Origin of the sequence: Herpetosiphon gulosus (assembly GCF_039545135.1) — a bacterium.
Taxonomy (GTDB): Bacteria; Chloroflexota; Chloroflexia; order Chloroflexales; family Herpetosiphonaceae; genus Herpetosiphon; species Herpetosiphon gulosus.
This window is the reverse complement of sequence record NZ_BAABRU010000016.1, coordinates 36,395-55,878: the sequence shown is the minus strand read 5'-3', so window position 1 is coordinate 55,878 and position 19,484 is coordinate 36,395. Positions and strand designations below refer to the sequence as shown.

Here is a 19,484-nt window from a genome sequence, read left to right as displayed (position 1 = left end):
GTTAATACCTATTAATTAATTGTATAATGGGCCATGCTGTTTTGTGGAAAGGAATACCTATGCGTCTTGGTCGTTCATGGATGATCATCGTTGCAGTTATGATCATTGCGCTGCTTAGTGTGATCACTGCAACTGCTATGGTCAGCCCCAGTGTCAGCTCATCGGATGGGCTTTGGCAGAATGTTGATCAACAGGACATTCAACAAAAAGGCTCACGCGAAATCATTCCAGTAGTGTACCTCACGGTCGCCTTAGATCTCGATTTATTGCAACAACACTTACGTCAAGTACCTCAAGAAGCGCAAACCAAAGTGCAACAATCTGGCTTCATTTTGGATTTGCCGCTGCCAGATGGTCAATTTGGCAAATTTCGCGTCGTCGAATCGCCAATTATGGCTCCTGAATTGGCCGCCAAGTTTCCCGAAATTCGCACCTTCTTGGCCCAATCAGTTGATCAACCTTCAACCAGCGCTCGGCTTGATATTACGCCACGTGGCTTTCATGGCATGATCTTGAGCGAATCAGGCCGGATTTTTATCGATCCCTACAGCCGCAACGACACTACCAACTATATTGTCTACGATGCTCGCAATTTTGTGGCCGACCCCAGCAAGTTGGCTGAACGCACAGGCAACGATTATGAGCTAAATCCATTGGGGAATCTATCATCGGTCATCCCTGAACGCTACTCAATTGGCGAAACTTTGCGCACCTATCGCTTGGCTATGGCCGCTACTGGCGAATACACCACCTTCCATGGTGGCACGGTCAGCAGCGCAATGGCAGCCATCGTCACCAGCATGAATCGGGTCAATGGCATCTACGAACGCGATCTCTCAGTGCGCATGCAATTGATCGCCAACAACGATCTAATCGTCTACACCAATGGCAGCACCGACCCCTACACCAACAATAGTGGCGGCACCATGCTTGGCCAAAACCAAACCAACTTGACCAACGTGATTGGCGGGGCCAACTACGATATTGGCCACGTATTTAGCACTGGCGGTGGTGGGGTCGCTACCTTACAATCAGTCTGTTCATCAGGCAGCAAAGCGCGTGGGGTAACCGGCTCAAGCTCACCAGTCGGCGATGCCTTCGATGTCGATTATGTGGCTCACGAAATTGGTCACCAATTTGGTGGCCTTCACACCTTCAACGGCACAACTGGCAGTTGTGGCGGCAGTAATCGCTCCAGTAGCGCTGCCTACGAGCCAGGCAGTGGCTCAACAATTATGGCTTACGCCGGGATTTGTGGCTCGGAAAACTTGCAACCAAACAGCGACTTCGACTTCCACGTCAAGAGTTTAGAAGAAATTTCAGCCTTCATCACAACTGGCGGCGGCGCAACCTGTGGTACAACCCAAGCCACCGGCAATACCCCACCAGTCGCCAATGCCGGCAGCGATTACACCATCCCAGCCAATACGCCATTCGAATTGACTGCTAGCGCCAACGATGCTGAAGACAATAGTTTGACCTACGATTGGGAACAATACGATTTGGGCGCAGCTTCACCACCCAATACCGATAATGGTACACGTCCCATCTTCCGCAGCTTCAATTCAACTGCTAGCAATGTGCGTACCTTGCCCAAGTTGAGCGATATTTTGAACAACACCAGCACAATTGGCGAATCGTTGCCAACCACCAACCGTACCCTGACCTTCCGCTTGACCGTGCGCGATAACCACGCTGGGGCTGGTGGTTATGGCTTGGATACGGCTGTGTTGACTGTCAACAACACTGCTGGACCATTCTTGGTAACTGCACCCAATACGGAGATCGCTTGGACAGGCGGTGCAAACGAGTCGGTCACGTGGAATGTGGCCAACACCACCGCCGCCCCAATTAGCTGTGCCAATGTTGATATTTTGCTCTCAAAAGATGGCGGCAATAGCTTTGAAGCCTTGGTCAGCAATACCCCCAACGATGGCGATGAAACTGTTGTTGCGCCAAATGTTAATGCTGCGGCGGCGCGGATCAAAGTGCGTTGTGCCAACAATATCTTCTTTGATATTTCCAATGCCAACTTTACAATCAACGGGGTTAACATCACGCCAACCCCAGTTACGCCAACCAATACCCCAACCAATACCCCAACTCGCACGCCAACATCAACGCCAACTCAAACATCAACGCCAACCCAAACCGCAACGGCGACACCAACGGCAAGCCCAACCGTCAGTGTGACACCGACGGCAAGCACTACCCCAACCCCTGAGAACTACAGTGTTTATCTGCCTGTAGCTACCAAAAATTAAACCATCCATCTCCCCAGATGTACGTAGTATGCTGCGTACATCTGGGGAGTTTTTTTATGCCTGTGATTTGTTGGTTCCGTCGCGATTTACGCTTAACCGATCATCGCGCCTTGTATGCCGCAGCCGAAGCTAGCGCTGGGGCAGTTATTCCAGTTTTTATTTTGGATGATGCGATACTGCACGATGGCTATGTTGGAGCAGCCCTAACCGCCGTGACCCTCGCCATGCTCGAAGCACTCAATCACGATTTACAGCAACTCGGTAGCCGTTTGATTGTGCGCCATGGCCAGCCACTAGCCGAATTGCAACGGCTCGTTAGCGAAACCCACGCCAGCGGTGTGTATTGGAATCGCGATTATTTGCCCTATGCGATCAAACGCGATACGGCGGTGAAGCAGTGGTTGCGTGAACAAGGCTTGCAAGCCCATTCGTTTCACGATAGCGTTTTAGTCGAGCCAGAGGGGCTAAAAACCAAAACCGAGCAAAAGCCCTATTTGGTCTATGGATCATATGTCAAGCGCTGGAGCGAATTAGCCTATCACCAAGCTGAGCAACTTGTGCCTGCCCCAAGCAAGCTTGTGGCCCCGCCAAGCGATTTGGCGAGTTTGCCAATTCCAGCTTTGGCTGATTTGGGCTTCGATTTGCAGCAAACGATTCCGCAGGTTGGCGAAGCACTTGCCCAACAACGCTTGGCCCAGTTTTTTGATCGGCGGCGGGAGCTTTCGGTGCTCAAGTATGCCGAGGCCCGCGAAGTGCCTGCTGAAGCCGGAACCTCACAGCTTTCAGTTGATTTGCGCATGGGCACGATTTCGATTCGCCAATGCTTGAAACAGGCTGTCGATCTGTTGACCGAGCCATTAACTGCCGAGCAACGTCAAGGAGTCGATACTTGGATCAAGGAATTGGCTTGGCGCGATTACTACACCCAATTGATCTATCACAACCCGCATATGCTCAACGGCTCGCTCGATCCACGCTACGATCAGATTGAATGGCGTAACGATCCTACTGAATTTGCGGCGTGGCAACAAGGTCAAACCGGCTATCCGATTGTTGATGCAGGCCAGCGCCAGCTCAACCAAATGGCATGGATGCATAATCGAGTACGCATGATCAGTGCCTCTTTTTTGATCAAAGACTTGCTGATCGATTGGCGTTGGGGAGAGCGCTATTTTATGCGAAAGCTCTGTGATGCAGACATTACTGCCAATAACGGCGGTTGGCAGTGGGCAGCAGGCTCAAGCGGGCCATCAGCTCAACCCTATTTTCGCATTTTCAACCCGATTGCCCAGAGCAAAAAGCACGATCCGCACGGCCAGTATATTCGGCGATTTGTGCCCGAATTGGCCAACGTGCCCGATCGCTATATTCACGAGCCATGGACGATGCCGCCAGCTTTGCAAGCACATCTTGGCTGTGTGATTGGGCGTGATTATCCTGCGCCAATTGTCGATCATGGCTTGGCCCGCGAACGAGCCTTGAATGCCTATCGCACAGCCCTACAAACGAGTGAGTAAGTTTACTCAACTTGGCGTTGGCTAGGCCAAGCGCGAAAAAACTCCATATTGCCATCATCGAGCGAACCAAGCCGCAACATCAGCAAATCGAGTAGGTAGTTTTGGTAGAGCCGCCATGGGCGTTGGCGACCTTGGCGGGGCAAATGCTTGATCACCCGTTGGACATAGCTTGAGGTAAAACTAAGAGCTGGCTCAGTCGCCATCGTGGGGTTAAAATTCTTGGGCATACAACTGGTATAGCCATGGCGATCCATATAATTCAGCAAGCGGCAGACATACATTGAGGTTAATTCGCATTTGAGCGTCCACGAAGCGTTGGTATAGCCAAACGCCAGGGCCAAATTGGGCACATCGCTGAGCATCATACCTTTGTAATTCAAGCTTGTGCCTAATTCAACTTTGCGGCCATCAACGACGATTTCAATGCCACTGAGCAAGCGCAAATTCAAACCAGTTGCCGTGACAATTAGATCAGCTGCTACATGCTGGCCCGATTGCAGTTGAATACCTGTGGCGGTGAACTGCTCAATCTGGTCTGTCACGACGCTGGCTTGACCCGATTTAAGCGCCTTGAAAAAATCGCCATCGGGCGCTAAACAGAGCCGTTGATCCCACGGGTTATAGTTTGGGCTGAAGTGAATTTTGGCATCATAGCTATCGCCAAGTGCTTGCTGGGCCATGTTAATCAAGGCGCGTTTGGCAACTTTCGGCAATGTTCGCATCAACACATAATAAACTATGCCTTGGATAATCGCTCGCCAGCGGATCACGTGAAAGGCCAATTTGGCAGGCAACCAACGCCGCAACTGCTCGGCGCGGGCATCACTGGCAGGTTGGGCCACGACATAGGTTGGTGAACGTTGCAACATTGTCACATGCTGTGCTTGTGCGGCCATGGCCGGAACCAAGGTAATTGCCGTCGCGCCGCTACCAATCACCACCACCCGCTGATCGCGATAATCGAGATTTTGCGGCCAAGCTTGGGGATGCACCACTCGCCCTTCAAATTGGCTCAAGCTCGGCCATTCAGGCGTGTAGCCTTGGGTGTAATCGTAATAACCGCCGCACATATACAAAAAATTACAGCGATATTGAACCCAATCGCCCGCAGCCAAGCGCTCAACCTCCACCGTCCAGAGCGCCTGCTCCGACGACCACCTGATCCGGCGCACCATATGTTCAAAGTTAATTTGTTGATCGATGCCATAGATTTGGGCCGTTTCGCGAATATACTGCAAAATTGACGCACCATCGGCGATTGCCTGCGAACTATGCCACGGGCGAAAAGCATAGCCCAGCGTGTACATATCCGAATCCGAACGAATGCCGGGGTAACGAAACAAATCCCATGTACCGCCAATCGCCTTGCGCCCTTCGAGAATCGTATAGCGTTTGTGTGGGCAGCGGGTTTGCAGATAATAGGCTGCACTAATGCCCGACAAACCAGCGCCCACAATTAGCACATCAAGATCGATCGCTTGCATCGCTCACCTCATAACCAAGCCAATGGCTCAATTATAGCAAGCTTCAAGCAATGCCTGCGAGGGTTTATTGGCTCCCAGCGCCGTAGAAACGTTTATGCTCATTGATTGGGCAGTGCGACCGTGAGCATCCTGGCCATAAGACTACTTTTTTGCACAATCGACCCATGCTACTCTTAGCGACAATCGCGGCCTTAATTATGAACATATGTACTATAATATATCCCAACGAGGAACTACTGATTGCATGAGGAATCATGAGGATAGGCGCGTTCAGATGCGCTCAATTGGGTGTATCTAGCCGTCTTTGGCAATGGTCGTTGCCGCGACGATGAACCGATCAGCCCAATGTGTATTTCGAGACCGCACAAATGGCGCATCTCGGCGCTGCACCGTACAAGTCGTCCAACCCATGTCCAAGAATTGTGGACTGATTGCCCGACCTAAAGCCACACTCTATGGCTCTGTATGCGTAGAAGAAAGGTGATCCATGGCTCATCACAATACGGCGCAAGGACACTACGCCGAACTCAACGGACTGCGACTCTACTATGAGATTCATGGTAGCGGCACACCACTGTTACTGCTGCACGGCGGTGTCAACCCCAGCGCTACCTTTGGTCCAACATTGACGGAACTCGCAACGACACACCAAGTGATCGCGGTGCATTTGCAGGGCCACGGCTACACGCTCGATATTGACCGACCGCTACGCCGCGAGTTTCTGGCAGACGATATGGCGGCACTACTAGAATTCTTGAAGCTACCGCAAGCCGATGTTATGGGTTATTCGATGGGTGGTGCCGTGGCATTGCAGCTGGCCATCCGTCATCCTGCGCTGGTGCGCCGAGTCGTGCTGGTCTCAACGCCGATGCGCCGTGCTGATGCCTACCCAGAGGTGATTGCTGGCTTTGATGGGATGACTGCCAATGCGCCGCATGTTGCTGCCGCCGTGCAGCAATCGCCGCTTGCCCAACGCTATCCCGATGTCGATTGGGCGCAGCTCTTTGCCAAGCTGGGCGAGATGCTGGCGCATGACTATGACTGGGCGGACGCAGTGGCAACGTTGAAGCTGCCCGTGATGCTGGTCTTTGCCGATGCCGACTGCTGGCGACCCGAAGGGATCGTGGCGTTCTATCGCCAGCTGGGTGGTGGCATGCGTGATGGCGGAATGGATGGCTCTGGTCGCCCCGCTGGCCAGCTGGCAATTGTGCCGGGCACGACCCACCATACGCTGCTCGCAACACCGCTCGTAGCCCAGCTCGTCACGTCCTTTCTACAAGCCTAGATAAAATAATGCACACTCAGGTTACAGAAGAAGCACTTTGGCCGCTGCCAAGCACTTGGCTGAACGATTTCACTCAGCTTGTGTGGACCTGCTACAATGATTATCCGAATTTAGGTCATCCGACAATCCTTAGCGATTATCAGAGATGTTATGAATCAGATTTCAACATCCTTCTATCAGACCCGTTATGCACGAGCACCACATTGGATGTTAATGATCGACGGGCTGCCGATTGATCAGATTATGGCGCAACACTGTCAAAATCCAAAGCTCGACGGATTTTTCCCGACCATCTTGCGGGGATGGAATGAAGATCCTGCCGCCGAACAGCTTGTATGGGATCGTATTCTGCAAATACCAGGTAATCAGACTTGGGTTTCCATTCTGATGTGTCCCGCGGTTTGAGTCTGTTGATTGGTGTGATAAGGGCTTACCACTCCACGGGCAGGGCGGCCAAGCCGCGCACCACTGCGGTCGAGCGCCAGCGCAATTGCTCAGCGGGCACGGCAAGGCGCAAGTTTGGACGCAGATTAGTCAATAATTGCAGGCCAATTTGCGCTTCCATGCGGGCTAAAGGCGCACCCAAGCAGTAGTGAATACCCAAACCAAAGCCAACATGGCGATTCTTTTCGCGGGTTATGTCTAGTTGATCAGGGTTAGTAAATTGGCGTTGATCACGATTGGCTGAGGCCAGCGCAACCAACACCATTTCGCCCTTGGCAATTTTGGTGTCAGCAATCATCACATCTTCAGCAGCGTAACGCTCGGTCGCGGTTTCAACTGGCGCGGTAAAACGCACCAATTCCTCGACTGCCGATTTGATTAGTTCTGGCGAACGCCGCAACAAGGTCAACTGCTCAGGATGCTGCAATAACGCTAAGGTTCCCGACGAAATCAGATTGACCGTAGTTTCATGGCCTGCTAGCATCAGTAAAAAGACCATGGCCACTAATTCAGCTTCACTAAACCGATCGCCATCGGCTTCGGCTTGCACCAATGCTGTTAGCAAATCGTCTTGGGGGTTGCTACGACGTTTGGCAAACAGTTGTTTGAGATATTTCATCTGGGCCATAATCGCGGGAATTGCTAACATTATATTGAGCATGGTTGGGCTGTTCAAGACATATTTGGCCCAACGATGGAATTTTTGGCGATCCTCAGTTGGAATGCCGAGCAATTCGACAATTACGGTTAATGGCAGGGGCAAGGCAAAATCGGCAATTAAATCGCCACGGCGACGCTGTTGGGTGCTAATTAATAACGATTCAGCAATCGCCTGAATGCGTGGCCGCATTTCTTCCATGCGTTGCGGGGTAAACGCTTTATGCACCAGCGAACGTAAGCGCAGATGGTCGGGGTTATCTTGATCGAGCATGTTGCTTTCGAGCGCCCGCAACGATTCAGGCATCCAAGGACGTTTGCGTTGTTGCTCCAACGATTGGGCATTCTTATAGTTTTTGACAAAAACCCGATCGTTTTTCAGAATTTCAACGACATCATCGTAGCGAGTAACAATCCAAGTTGGCATCGAGCCAAGTTTGGCCTTGGCAACTGGATTATCACGGCGTAACTGAGCATAGATGCTGAACGGATCAGCCTTAAACTGGCGATCAGTCAAATTCAAGACTGGTTGGGTGAGCTTTGTTTCACGCGATAAACTACTCATGTGGTGGCTCCTGGAGAATGCCATACAACACCAAATTGATGGTGGTACGGGCTAATTCAGGCCATTGATTGATGGCAACCTCATCGCCCAACATGCGCAAGACCACCAAACCAAGAATGCTGCTTGCCAACGAGCGGGTCAATAATTCAGCTTGGGCTGGCCGCAAAATCCCCTGATCAATCCATAACTGGACAACTGGATTGGCAAGCTCAAAAGTTGGGCCAAAAATTTCGCGAAAATAACGTTCGCGCAGACTTCTATCGCTTAGCACCGCTGGTAGGGCTGCCTGCAAATCAGTCATCTGCTCCATCAGTCGCCCCACCCGTTCTTCGAAATAGCTGGCAATAAAACCACTGGGCCGACTATCGAGGGCTTGGGTAAAATCAATTTCGCGTTGTTCGCGATCGTTCAAACGCTCCAAAATCCCTAGCAGTAACTCGTGTTTGCTGGCAAAATAAAGATAAATTGTGCCATCGGCGATGCCTGCGGCCTTGGCAACTTGACGAATGGTAGTTTGATGAAAGCCTTGCTGGGCAAACACTTGGGCAGCAGCATCAAGAATTTGGCTTCGGCGGCGTTGGTTGAGCGATGCTTCAGGGTTTTGGGTTGCCATACGGGTTCCTATGAAAATGAATGAACATTCATTCATTTCGCTATGAGTATAGAATTAAGTGGATCGATTGTCAATCAGTTCTTGATCCATGTTATTTTTAGCCACGAATTGCACGAATTTGATCCACGAAGGGCACAAAAAGCACGAAGGGGTCTCGTTTCACGCTGTTTGGCTTACACCCTGATCCCTAGTCCCTGTTCCCTAACCTCTCGCATCCTCTGCGTTAAGATCTAAGCTTCTGATCCCTAGTCCCTGAATCCTACCCCCTCGAATCCTCTAAGACCCCTCATCGGCGCGTTTGGCCAAATCGAGCAAGCGTTGCAAGGCAGGTAAGGCCGCCGCGACGATGCTCAATTCAACCTCACTCAGGCCAGCAACATGGGCAGTCAGCTGTTTGTGGGCTTGGGTTTGGGCTTGACGCACCGCATCCAAGCCTGCGTTAGTTAATTGTAAAAGCTGTTGTCGCCGATCTTGGGGGTGGGGAATCCGCTCGATCCAACCGCGCTCAACTAGCGCTGGCAGCAGTTCGCTGATCGCTTGCGGGCTAACATGCTGTTGGCGAGCCAAACTACTCAGCGATTGAGGGCCATGCTGAAGTTCGTTCAACATGCGCAATTGGGCAGCGCTGGTAACACCATCGAGTTGCCGCCGCACCTCAAGATCAACCAAACGATGGAGTTGGGGCGCGAGTGTGAATAAATCTTCGACGAGTCGATCAATATGATGCCGCTGCATAAGCTTTCCTTATTCTTCAAGTTACTTGATAATCTTCATGAATACAGGCTCTATTTTTCGGCATAAAGCTATAATAACAGAAAAATATTTTCAAGCAGATTGAATTTGACAGCGACCATAAAGCTCCTTATTCTACTGATAGAAACAGATTCATCAAGCAGCGCTAGTCTGATCAGCAGCTTCGGCTGTGGCGACACATTGGCCAAATTAGCGCCTATTCTAACATTCTTAACCACAACAACTCATTCAGGAGGTGCCGATGCCCCATGATATATCGTTGATCACCAATATTTCGGTCGCGTTGGTCGTGGCATTTGCTGGCGGTTTGCTGGCTCGCCGCTTAGGTTTACCCACAATTGTCGGCTATCTTTTAGCGGGAATGCTAATCGGGCCATTTACGCCTGGCTTCGTCGGCGATATTGGCGATATTAGCCAGCTTGCAGAAATTGGCGTGATCTTCCTTATGTTTGGGGTTGGTTTACACTTCTCGCTCAAGGATTTATGGTCGGTGCGCAAAGTGGCGATTCCAGGGGCAGCCCTCCAAATGCTCTTGGCGACAGGCTTGGGCTTTGGGCTGACCCGTTTGTGGGGCTGGACTACCGCCGCTGGTTTGGTCGTCGGCTTGGCAATTTCGATCGCCAGTACGGTGGTGTTGCTGCGTGGCTTGATAGATGCAGGCCAACTCAATACGCCCGCTGGCCAAACTGCGGTTGGCTGGTTGGTGTTGGAAGATTTAGCCACCGTGCTAATTTTGGTGTTGTTGCCAGCCTTGTTCGGCAACGAGGGTGGTAATCCGTGGGTTACTGGCGGCTTGGCCTTGCTCAAAACCACCGCCTTTGTCTTGATTATTCTGTTTGTTGGTGGGCGTTTCTTGCCATGGCTGCTGACCTCGATTGCTCATTCACGCTCACGCGAGCTGTTTATTTTAGCAGCCGTAGCCGTGGCGCTTGGCACAGCCTTTGCCGCCACCGCTGCCTTTGGGGTTTCGCTAGCACTGGGCGCGTTTTTGGCTGGCGTAGTGTTGGGCGAATCGGAGATTAGCCATCAAGTTGGCGATGAAGTCTTGCCCTTCCGCGAAATCTTTGCGGTGATCTTTTTCGTTTCGGTAGGCATGTTGGTCAACCCACAATACCTGTGGGATCACATTGGACAAGTTGTGGCATTAACCGCGTTGATCGTGGTTGGTAAGGCAATTTTCACGCTCTTTTTGGGCTTGATTCTGCCTTCAACTGGTCGCACGATGATTGTGGTGGCCGCTGGTTTGAGCCAAATTGGTGAATTCTCGTTTATCGTTGGGCAGGCTGGAGTTGGCTTAGGCGTATTGACTCAAGATCAATATTCGCTGGTGTTGGCCGGAGCAATGTTCTCGATTATGCTCAATCCGGTCATGTTTTGGTCGATTCCCCATGTCGAAACATGGCTCAAGCGTTATCCAAAATTATGGGCACGTTTTGAGCGCCACGCTACGACTGAGCCGCAACCAACCCAATTGCCCCAAGCTGAGCATGTGGTCGTCGTCGGCTATGGGCGAGTTGGTGAGCATATTGGTACGGTCTTAAATCGGCTGCAAATTCCCTTTTTGGTGGTCGAAGCCGACAATCATCGCGCCGACGATTTTATAACCAAGCATATTCCAACCTTGATCGGCGATGCTGCCAACTCCGATGTGCTGACTCACGCCAAGCTTGAGCAAGCTAAAGCCTTGGTGGTGACCTTGCCCAACGAGGCGGCTAGTGAGTTGGTGGTCGCTGCCGCGCGGGATATCGCCCCAAATTTGCCAATTATTGCGCGGGCAGCAACCACTTCAGGGGTACAACGGCTGGCCGATTTGGGGGCGCAAGATGTGATTCACCCAGAGTTAGAGGGTGGACTAGAAATTATTCGACATACCTTGTTGCACTTGGGCTATGCCGCCACCCAAGTTCAAGGCTATACCGATGCAGTTCGGCGCGATCAATATCATACCAATATTACGCCGACTGAGCATCTGATCCTTGAGCAGTTGATCCAAAGTGTGCGCGGCTTTGAGATTGCTTGGCGCAGCATTGCCGCCAGCAGTACCATGATTGGCCAGAGTTTGGCAGCACTCAATATTCGTGCCCAAACTGGTGCTTCAGTTATCGCCGTGATTCGCGATCAGCAACTGATTAGCAATCCTGAATCACAATTAACCCTCGCGCCTGGCGATTTGCTAGGCTTGATCGGCGACAAAAGCCAAATTAGTGCCGCCGATGCGTTGATCAACCGCAGCCAAGCGGGCGATCAAGCAGCCAACTCGCCGCAAGCTGGCAAATTTGCCCCCAGCGCAGCCGAATTACTTGATAAAACGAGCGATCTTTCAACCAGTAATAGTTGAAAGATCGCTCGTTTCGAGTTTAATCGCCTCGTCAAACATCAATTAATTAGGATAATTGGTTACTTTGGGAGTGTAGGTGACATTTGGCTGAGTTGAGCCACCAGTATTATTAATCACATTGCTAATTCCACCATTAGCCCCAATTGCCACCGAAATCATATTGTGGAATCGCACATTGGGGTTGTTTGGCGCTTCGATGGCGCGAGTTAGCCAGATGTTAGGGTTAGTGAAAACGCTGTAAATGCCCAAGCCCCAAGCTTCGTGACTGGTCACGTTATCGGCAACTTTGTAGGATGCCCAACCGTTGACTCCCGCTGCACTGCGCCAGCTATCTTGGGTTGGCGGATCGTAGGGAATTTCCGATTGATAGAAGTAGACCCGACCACCATTGCCCTGCCAAAGCACCTGATATTGTTGATAGTGCTCGACAAAGAGACCATAGATCGTCACGTTGTTGCCATTGACGATCACCCCATTCGCGCCAGTATTGCTATTCCAGGCCACGCCATCGCCGTGGTCGGCCCGCCAAACCCAGGTATGATCAACAATTGTATCGTGGCTATTGATGCGGAAGCTAGTTGAGGCTTTGCCCGCAGCAGCCCCACCAACCCGAAAAATCACATCATGCAGCACAATTGGATTATCAGCGTGGCTAGCATTACTGCCATTTGGCCCAACTTCCAACAAAACTGGCGAGTTAATCAGGCCTGCATCAAACAACAGGCCAGCAATCGTCACGCCATCAACATCGGCGACGGTCATAGCGGCTAGGCCCGTGGTTGGTCGCAAGGTTGCAAAGCCCAAGCCCAACACCACAGTATTGGGGTTATTCACGCGAATCGTATCATTTAAGGCATAGATCCCAGGGGTGAATAACAGATGTTTGCCTGCGGCCAATTGGGCGTTAATCGTTGCAGCACTATCGCTTGGTTTGGCGATGAAGAATTGGCTCATGGCGATGGTTGTGCCTGGCGTTGAGCCACCAGCCCATGTAATGCCCGTGCTGTTGGTGCGCAGCGACGGAACCCGCACGCCCCAATTGCCAGCAGCATCAACGGTTACAAACGGCTTTTCGCGCACAATTGGAGTTTGGGCAACTTTGGTATATGGTGGGTTAGGCCAACTACCTGCTGGTGGGTTGGTCACGCCAACAAAGACCATATTCCAGTTTGAGCCAGTCCAGCTGCCCCATTGGGTATTGCGCGAAATCCATTGTTGCTGGGTGCCAGAGTTGACATTACCATCAACCAACACATCGGCCATCCAGCCGCCGCTCGACCAACCATTATTTTGATTGAGCTTCATATTGCCACGAATGTGCATACGACGGAATGGCACAGCCTGAGAGACAGCCCATTGCATCGTGCCATTCGAAGGAGTAATCGCAAGGCCTTCAGCGCCGCGCCAAAAATTGCAAGTAGCGTTGTCGTTGCCCAAATAGGCGTTCGAGTAGACACTGCCGTTGATGTTGACGCTATCAGGCGATGCGCCAACGCCTAGCAATTGGGTATAGAAACCAACCGGAATGTTCAAGCCATTATAGGTGCCAGGTTTGAACATCAAGGTATAGCGAGCTGAGCCAAATTGGCTATTTTGCTGAATGGCATAAACGTTGTTGATTTGGGTTTGAATCGAAGCAGTTGACATCGACGGATCAAACATCAACACATTCGGACCAAAATCGGGAGTAGTGCCAGGCGGGGTAGTTGGGTTGGGGGTTGGATTTACGCCGACCACGCCCCAATTGAAGGTTTCCCAGCCCGAAGCTGTTGGTCGGTTGGCAACCAACGGCGCGTGCGTGCCCAAATTGAGATCGCTGGAAACAAAATTATTATTGCCAATCGAGCGCAATTGGACTTGGCCCGCCGTCACATCGACCCATTGAAATTGTTCCCAGCCGCTAATCGTGTTACGGTCGGCAACCAAGGGCGTGTTAGCAAAATTTTGGTCAGCTGAAACAAACTTGCCAGTCGCCAAAGCTCGCAGGCCGATGTAGCCATTGCCAGCATCGACTACCTGAAACTGCTCCCAACCATTGGCAGCATCACGATCGGCGACCAAGGGCGAGTTGGCTCCGCGATTAGCATCGGCTGAAACATATTTTCCGCTTGACATTGCCCGCAGCCAAATGGTTTGGCCAAGTGGGGCGGCGGCAAATGCCGCTTGGGGAGCCGCAGTAATAAAGGTAAACAGAATGCTACAGGCTAAGCCAACTGCGGCCAATTTACGCCAAAAATGAGTATCCATTCGATTCGTTCCTCCGTGGATAGAACCCAGTTTCATCCTTGAAAACAGCTATCCGACAATGCGCTCGGGCGAACTTGTGGAACGGTGACCTGTTCACAGGCAAATAAACAATAATAAAAAGTCGGTATCGTTTCCGGAAACGATACCGACTATATTAATGAAATTTAAAGGTTTGTCAAGCCCTTAAATTTGTTAACAATGATCCAATTTAAGCTGGAGCGTTAATGGCACAGCAGGCGAGGAACCGTTCAAGCGCAACCAGCTGGCCTTGGATTTGCAACAAACCCTGATCAACTGCCTGTTGCGGGCTGATTGCACCTTGCAAGAGTTGTAAATAAACCTCAATTGTCGTGTGGATAATCGTATCAGGCTGTTGGCTCAAGCCTTGTTGAATATACAGTTGGCCATGATCAATCGTGATGCTTAGCAATTCACCATCGACATGCCATTGATAGGTTTCACGAAATTGGGCCAACTCAGGGCGAAAAAAGGTTTTAAGGGTCAAGGCATACGAGCCAATCGTCAGAATATGCACATGTTCACTATTGGCGGGCACAAATTGGCTGCCCCATTTGCCCCACTCGATCAACGTTGGCTCAAGCCCACGGCCTAAATCAGTCAGGCCATAGACCGTCGAGCCTGCTGGGGGAGCTAGCACTTGGCGCACAATCAAGCCATGCTGTTCAAGATGTTTAAGCCGTTCAGTCAAGAGATTGGTGCTAATGCCAGGCAAGCCGTTGAGTAAATCTTTAAAGCGGCGCGGCCCAGCCACCAACTCACGAATGATCAGAATTGTCCAACGTTCGCCGAGCAGTTCGAGGGCATAGGCTAGCCCGCAATATTGGTTGTAGCTGCGATTATTCATAAACGTACTGCTAATCTGCTTCAAAAAAAGAATTCTCAATTAAGTATACCTGAAATTCAGGCTTGACTTTTTGAAGTAAGGCACATAAAATAGCAAATGTGTTCTACTATTGTAAAGGGAATGTACGAATGGGTAAGATTGTATTAGCAATGTTTGTCTCGCTCGATGGTGTGGTCGAAAATCCAGGTTGGTCGATGCCCTATTGGTCTGATGATATTTCGGCTTTCAAGGCTGAAGAATCTGCTGAATGCACGGCGCTGCTTTTGGGCCGCGTGACCTACGAGGGTTTTGCCAAGGCTTGGCCTGAATCCAAAGATGAAGGCGCTGAGCACATGAACAATTTGGTAAAATATGTGCCAACCAACACGCTTGATCAACCAGAGTGGAATGCGACTTTTTTGAAGGGCGACGTAATTGAGCAAATTCGCCAATTGCGCGAAGAACAAAACTTGTTGATTTATGGCAGCACGGTTTTGGCCGATAGCCTGATTAAACACAATTTGATCGACGAATATCGCCTGTTAATCTATCCAGTCGTGATCGGCGAAGGTCAACGTTTATTTCACCCTGGTACAACCGCAACCCTCAAACTCGTTGAAACTCGCACAATGAGCACTGGCGTGGCAATGTTAAAATATCAACGGATTGAGCAAGCCGCAGAGTGAGGCCGTATGTGTCGCAATATTCGCCCATTATTTAACTTTGAGCCACCAGCGACCGAGGCCGAAATTGAAGCCGCCGCACTGCAATTTGTGCGTAAAATTAGCGGCTTCAACCAACCTTCGGCAGCGAATCGCGATGCTTTTGAGGCCGCAGTTGCCGCAATTACCGCCAATGCTCAAAGCTTACTTGCAGCCTTGCAAACAACCACTCCCGCCAAAGATCGCGAAACCGAAAAAGCCAAGGCCCAAGCTCGCAATACACAGCGCTTCAGCAAATAATAATCAGACTACACAAGCAACGTTAAGTCCAGTTTTGATCAACTGGGCTTAACGGCGTGGTCGTGGTTTGCTAGTTGTTGGCGGTTTGGGCTGCGTTGGCCGACTCGTCGCCGCTGGCCGCGATGGCCGACTCGGTTTGGCGGTGGCTCTTGGGCGGCTAACTGCTGGCCGCTGCGTTGCATATGGCCGATTGGTTGGCTGGATCGTCGGCGATGGGATGATCATGGCCTGTTCCCAAGGCAATAATGCTTGTTGCTGGGCCGATAGATTGAACAAACTAGCGTGCATCCAGCCTTGATAATCATTAACTCGCACCCGATACCACAATTGATCAGCATTATTCTGTTGGGCCACAATAATGATCGCGGCTTGAGCATCAACTGTGGTGATGATATCGGCAGTCGTGCTTGGCTCGGCACGCAGGTTTGACAAAGCACCAACTGAGCCAACCAGAGGCGTTGCTGCTGGTGGAATTGAGGTTGGGCGTGGAGTATTCTGAATTATCACTGCTTGAGAAACTGAGGTTGAAACTGGCCGCAACGGAGCTTTAGTTTGACCACAACCTACCAAAATTAATAAACCAATCCCCAGGAAAACATGGTGACGCATAAACCCTCTTAGCTCTAAACATGCGATTGCTGGAGGCTGTACGCCTGTTTTGTAAGAATGTTGCTGAGCTTATCGATCCGTTTGGGCTACAGCACTTTGCTGCTCCTGCGCATAATTATTTTTTACCAAAAAATTATCTAGCAATTACTAGATTAATCAATAAAACTGGGGGTACAATATTACTAGAATAATGCTGGCCCAACGAAATCCAACATTTTAGCCATAGATGGAGTATTCATGGAAGCCATGGTTGGTCAAACAAGTCCTGCTCACAGCCAAACAACCCGCGAAATTGCTTTTTCGGTGCTCGATTTAGCCACAATTTTCGAGGGCAGTAGCCCTGCCGAGGCCTTTAAAAATAGCCTTGCGATTGCCCAACATGCCGAGCAACTGAACTTCAAGCGCTTCTGGCTGGCCGAGCATCACAATATGGCCAATGTTGCCAGTGCCGCGACTGCTGTCGTGATTGGCCATGTTGCCGCTGGAACCAAACGAATTCGAGTTGGCTCAGGTGGAGTGATGCTGCCCAATCATTCGCCTTTAGTAATTGCTGAACAATTTGGCACACTCGAATCGCTCTACCCAGGCCGAATTGACTTAGGTTTGGGGCGTGCACCTGGCACTGATGGCCGCACTGCCATGGTCTTGCGCCGCGATTTGATGGCCAGCGCCGAACGCTTCCCCGAAGATGTACGTGAGCTTCAAGCCTATTTTGCCGAGCCAAGCCCAGGCCAATATTTGCGGGCAATTCCTGGGGCTGGCTTGCACGTACCGTTGTGGTTGCTAGGTTCGAGCACATTTAGCTCTCAGTTGGCGGCCAAATTAGGTTTGCCGTTTGCCTTTGCAGCCCACTTTGCCCCAACTCACTTGTTTGATGCGCTGCAACTCTATCATCAGCACTTCCAACCATCAGCCCAACTTGCCAAACCCTATACCATGGTGGCAATTAACGTGATTGGAGCCGAAACTGATGCCGAAGCTCAATATTTATTCACCAGTATTCAGCAAGCCTTTTTAGATATTCAACGTGGCACGCCACGACCAATTCCTGCGCCAACTAATGACCCAGCTAAACGCCAAGCACTAGATTTTGCCTTTGCCCAAAGCCCAATGCTAGCCTACACTGCGATTGGCACAGTTGATACCTTGGAGCAACGCCTAAGTCAAATTATCAAAGAGACTGCTGCTGACGAAATTATGGTCAGCGCTAATATTTACGACCAAGCCGCACGAATCCGCTCACTTGAAATTATCGCCGCCGCTCGCGACCGAATTAATGCCAAACGCCTCGCCCAATAACCCCCCAAAGCCTCAATCTTCGATTATCCACAGAAGATTGAGGCTTTTTCAGCATTTCCATAGTAATAATCCACACGTTGTTATTACAACAATCACTACCCAGCGATCCAACCGATAATCCATCAAACGAATGATTAACCCGCTGAGCCGATAGCTCTATAATTAGGGTAGCAGTTTGGCAAGCGTGGGCTTGCTAGGCTGATGATCGCAGCACATGAAGGAATGAGAAAGGGAAGTCAATGAACAACTGGTGGAAAATCCGCAGTTTCGGCGTGCTCGTACTTTTGGGTTTGATTTTTGGCTTGGCTCCGCAACCTTCGCAGGCAGGTGGGATAGTTTATGTCGTGCCAGGTGGCGCTGGTAGCCAAACTGGCAACGATTGGGCCAACGCCAAAGATCTTCAAGCAGCCATCCAAACCGCAGCAACCGGCACAGAAGTTTGGGTCAAGCAGGGCATTTATCACCCAACCACTAGCACAGATCGGACAGTCGCCTTTACACTTACCAATGGCATTCGACTTTTTGGTGGCTTTGCTGGTGATGAAACCTCGCGCCAAGCCCGTAATCCCAGCCAAAATCCCACAATCCTCAGTGGCGATTTGCTTGGCAACGATACCGGAGCAGCCAATCAAACCAACCCAACCCGCAGCGATAATAGCTACCACGTTATGTATTGTGTATCAAAGTCTGAGCCAATGTTAATTGATGGTTTTACGATTCGTGGTGGCCAAGCTACAAACCAAATATTTCCACGAAATATGGGTGGTGGTGGCTTATTTGATCAGTGCAACTTAACGATTTTAAATAGTCGTTTTATCAGCAACGCAGCATTATTTGGCGGTGGGATACTAAATTTCAATAATAGCTTAACGATCAATCAAAGTATCTTCGCTGGCAATTGGGCACTGAGCACTGGTGGTGGGCTTGAAAACCAACAAAATGGGGTTGTTAGCTTACAATCAACCACATTTGTTGGCAATATTTCCCAGCAGAATACTGTGAGTGCGATTGCTAACGCTGCTGGTACGCTTAATCTGCATAACAGCATCGTTTGGGGCAACAATGGTATTGCGCCCGTCAATGGTTCCAATAATAATCTCAACCTCAGCGTGAGTTATTCAATTGTTCAAGGCGGCTTTACTGGCACTGGCAACAGCACCCGTGATCCGCAGTTTGTTGATGCTGATGGTGCTGATAATCTTGTTGGCACGCTCGATGATAATTTGAATTTGCAAGCCAACTCAGCCGCACGGAATACTGGCAATCCGAGTTTACTGCCAAGCGATCAAACTGATCTCGACGGCGATAACGATGTTAGCGAAGCACTTCCATTGACGATTGATTACCTGCCACGGATCAATGAAGGCTTGATTGATATGGGGCCATACGAATATCAAGGCAATGAGCCAACCATAACCCCGACGGCGACGGTTACGCCAAGCCCAACTGTTACAGCAACCGCTACAGCGACCGCAACCGTTATGCCTAGCGAAACCCCAACCCCAACCGCAACAACTGCAACGCCAGTGCTGCCCCAAACAACCACCATCTATCTACCAGCGGTCATGCGCTAACGAATTAACGGCTGCTTTGGCTCAAACCA

General features: G+C 50.6%; 16 protein-coding genes. 9 read left to right on the top strand and 7 right to left on the bottom strand.

The genetic code is table 11. The features are described from left to right. Positions 1-59 precede the first annotated feature (59 nt). Positions 60-2,264 (top strand): reprolysin-like metallopeptidase, encoded by a 2,205-nt coding sequence (locus ABEB26_RS19875; RefSeq protein ID WP_345723804.1) that lies wholly within the window; start codon positions 60-62, stop codon positions 2,262-2,264. 56 nt (positions 2,265-2,320) lie between these two features. After that, the gene (locus ABEB26_RS19870; protein WP_345723803.1) at positions 2,321-3,781 is read left to right on the top strand and encodes a cryptochrome/photolyase family protein; all 1,461 of its coding nucleotides are present in this window, start codon (positions 2,321-2,323) and stop codon (positions 3,779-3,781) included. A 2-nt stretch (positions 3,782-3,783) separates the two neighbouring features. Here the strand turns inward: ABEB26_RS19870 and ABEB26_RS19865 are convergent, their stop codons facing one another. Then, a complete protein-coding gene (locus tag ABEB26_RS19865; protein WP_345723802.1) occupies positions 3,784-5,265 on the bottom strand; it encodes a flavin-containing monooxygenase in 1,482 nt (493 codons plus the stop codon). 487 nt (positions 5,266-5,752) lie between these two features. Here ABEB26_RS19865 and ABEB26_RS19860 point away from each other — a divergent pair, with 487 nt between their 5' ends. Continuing rightward, positions 5,753-6,550, top strand: coding sequence for an alpha/beta fold hydrolase (locus ABEB26_RS19860; RefSeq protein ID WP_345723800.1), 798 nt, complete (start codon positions 5,753-5,755; stop codon positions 6,548-6,550). A 150-nt stretch (positions 6,551-6,700) separates the two neighbouring features. After that, positions 6,701-6,955: a hypothetical protein gene (locus ABEB26_RS19855; RefSeq protein WP_345723799.1), complete on the top strand. Its 255-nt coding sequence runs from the start codon at positions 6,701-6,703 to the stop codon at positions 6,953-6,955. A 25-nt stretch (positions 6,956-6,980) separates the two neighbouring features. On the opposite strand, the gene ABEB26_RS19850 is transcribed toward ABEB26_RS19855, so the two are convergent. From ABEB26_RS19850 to ABEB26_RS19840, 3 genes are all read right to left on the bottom strand, one after another. After that, the gene (locus ABEB26_RS19850) at positions 6,981-8,216 is read right to left on the bottom strand and encodes a cytochrome P450 family protein (protein ID WP_345723798.1); all 1,236 of its coding nucleotides are present in this window, start codon (positions 8,214-8,216) and stop codon (positions 6,981-6,983) included. Beyond that, positions 8,209-8,829: a TetR/AcrR family transcriptional regulator gene (locus tag ABEB26_RS19845; protein WP_345723797.1), complete on the bottom strand. Its 621-nt coding sequence runs from the start codon at positions 8,827-8,829 to the stop codon at positions 8,209-8,211. Before ABEB26_RS19845 ends, ABEB26_RS19850 begins: the two co-directional genes overlap by 8 nt. Before the next feature lie 276 nt (positions 8,830-9,105). Beyond that, a complete protein-coding gene (locus ABEB26_RS19840) occupies positions 9,106-9,564 on the bottom strand; it encodes a MarR family winged helix-turn-helix transcriptional regulator (protein WP_345723796.1) in 459 nt (152 codons plus the stop codon). 259 nt (positions 9,565-9,823) lie between these two features. Here ABEB26_RS19840 and ABEB26_RS19835 point away from each other — a divergent pair, with 259 nt between their 5' ends. Then, positions 9,824-11,920, top strand: a complete 2,097-nt coding sequence (locus tag ABEB26_RS19835; protein WP_345723795.1) for a monovalent cation:proton antiporter family protein — start codon at positions 9,824-9,826, stop codon at positions 11,918-11,920. Between the two features lie 42 nt (positions 11,921-11,962). Here the strand turns inward: ABEB26_RS19835 and ABEB26_RS19830 are convergent, their stop codons facing one another. Continuing rightward, positions 11,963-14,167: a coagulation factor 5/8 type domain-containing protein gene (locus ABEB26_RS19830; protein WP_345723793.1), complete on the bottom strand. Its 2,205-nt coding sequence runs from the start codon at positions 14,165-14,167 to the stop codon at positions 11,963-11,965. A 208-nt stretch (positions 14,168-14,375) separates the two neighbouring features. Next, the gene (locus tag ABEB26_RS19825; protein ID WP_345723792.1) at positions 14,376-15,032 is read right to left on the bottom strand and encodes a winged helix-turn-helix transcriptional regulator; all 657 of its coding nucleotides are present in this window, start codon (positions 15,030-15,032) and stop codon (positions 14,376-14,378) included. 128 nt (positions 15,033-15,160) lie between these two features. Here ABEB26_RS19825 and ABEB26_RS19820 point away from each other — a divergent pair, with 128 nt between their 5' ends. After that, complete coding sequence (locus tag ABEB26_RS19820; protein ID WP_345723791.1) at positions 15,161-15,697, top strand: dihydrofolate reductase family protein; 537 nt, start codon at positions 15,161-15,163, stop codon at positions 15,695-15,697. A gap of 6 nt (positions 15,698-15,703) precedes the next feature. Further along, positions 15,704-15,973: a DUF2277 domain-containing protein gene (locus tag ABEB26_RS19815; protein ID WP_345723789.1), complete on the top strand. Its 270-nt coding sequence runs from the start codon at positions 15,704-15,706 to the stop codon at positions 15,971-15,973. A gap of 48 nt (positions 15,974-16,021) precedes the next feature. Here the strand turns inward: ABEB26_RS19815 and ABEB26_RS19810 are convergent, their stop codons facing one another. Continuing rightward, positions 16,022-16,582: an SH3 domain-containing protein gene (locus ABEB26_RS19810; RefSeq protein ID WP_345723788.1), complete on the bottom strand. Its 561-nt coding sequence runs from the start codon at positions 16,580-16,582 to the stop codon at positions 16,022-16,024. A 237-nt stretch (positions 16,583-16,819) separates the two neighbouring features. On the opposite strand from ABEB26_RS19810, the gene ABEB26_RS19805 reads away from it, so the two are divergent. Further along, positions 16,820-17,881 (top strand): LLM class flavin-dependent oxidoreductase, encoded by a 1,062-nt coding sequence (locus tag ABEB26_RS19805; RefSeq protein ID WP_345723786.1) that lies wholly within the window; start codon positions 16,820-16,822, stop codon positions 17,879-17,881. A 239-nt stretch (positions 17,882-18,120) separates the two neighbouring features. After that, a complete protein-coding gene (locus tag ABEB26_RS19800; RefSeq protein WP_345723785.1) occupies positions 18,121-19,455 on the top strand; it encodes a hypothetical protein in 1,335 nt (444 codons plus the stop codon). Positions 19,456-19,484: the final 29 nt, after the last annotated feature.